This is a genomic window from Xanthovirga aplysinae, assembly GCF_009711365.1.
GTDB lineage: Bacteria > Bacteroidota > Bacteroidia > Cytophagales > Cyclobacteriaceae > Xanthovirga > Xanthovirga aplysinae.
The window spans coordinates 1-1,006 of the sequence record NZ_SMMB01000292.1 but is presented as its reverse complement, the minus strand read 5'-3'; the positions used below and the strand labels follow the sequence as shown (position 1 = coordinate 1,006).

The 1,006-nt window shown below is 32.6% G+C and carries 1 protein-coding gene; it reads right to left on the bottom strand.

What is annotated here, in order from left to right; all coding sequences use genetic code 11:
- Positions 1-157 precede the first annotated feature (157 nt).
- Positions 158-850 carry a hypothetical protein gene (locus E1171_RS00805; RefSeq protein ID WP_155203152.1) on the bottom strand — a complete coding sequence of 231 codons (693 nt, stop codon included), beginning with the start codon at positions 848-850 and terminating at the stop codon, positions 158-160.
- Positions 851-1,006 lie beyond the last annotated feature (156 nt).

The following is a 1,006-nucleotide window of genomic DNA, read 5'->3' as shown; positions in this document are numbered from 1 at the left end:
CTTTTCACAGAGAGTTGGCAGACAAAAAAAAGGGACTATGATTTTCAGAAGAAAATACATTCTTTGAGTAACGGCCCATGTATGAAGCGTAGTTTGGGCCGTGCTGATGGCCTTGCGCGGCTATGATTTCATAAATATTGTTAGCTACTAGTTTTTATTACTGCAATGAAATGAAATTTATAAAATTCCGTCCATTTTCTGAGACTCTATTTCCTAATAAACTCCAACCGCTACTAGCTGTCATAGTGTGAAATATACTACTATCAGTATTTGTAAAGCCATAGTTATACAAGTCCTTAAATGCTAATTTGATAATTTCAACATTAGCATCAGGAATTACTTTTGGAAAAAATGTACCAAATCCCCCTGAAACGATTGAGTCATCTAGTCCATTTAATTCTAAGTACTTCCTAGGAAAAGCCAGAAAACTTAAAACTTGTATATGTAACAATGAAAGGTTATCAACAAGGTTTAAGTAATATTCTTTTTCAGTTTGAGTTTTTTCAACATCAATTAATGAGTTGACTAAAACAGCCCTAAAAGCAATTATTTTCTCCTTTTGATAGCTTTCAACTGCACCTTTGAAGCATTTTTCAAAAATGAAAGCATATTCATCTGACCTCAGATAGTTTTCATTTATTTCTTCCTTAAGTTCAGATAAATCTCTGGCAATATTTTCAGTGAACTCCATAAGTCTTAATTCCCGTTGTGACGGAATATAATCAGACATTAAGGAGGCAATTCCACTTCCAACAGGAAAATTCGCTAAAATGGCTTTTATTCCATTAATTATATGCTCAGAATATTTAGAGTCCTTAAGGTGATTTTCGATTTTTTGGATTTTACTCATTTCTTTTTTGAACTTGTAGCTAACAACCGTGTAAACCACATATGTGGTATATCCACCTTATATCCATTACTTCCACCTATCTAAGAAGTCGTAGTTTAACTGTGCAGCCAATCCATTAAATTTGAAAACTTCTATAAATGAATTTTATGAAGCTTT

What these genes read in the sequence shown, in the direction of transcription:
- E1171_RS00805 (WP_155203152.1), bottom strand. Translation starts at nt 850, where the DNA reads ATGAGTAAAATCCAAAAAATCGAAAATCACCTTAAGGACTCTAAATAT.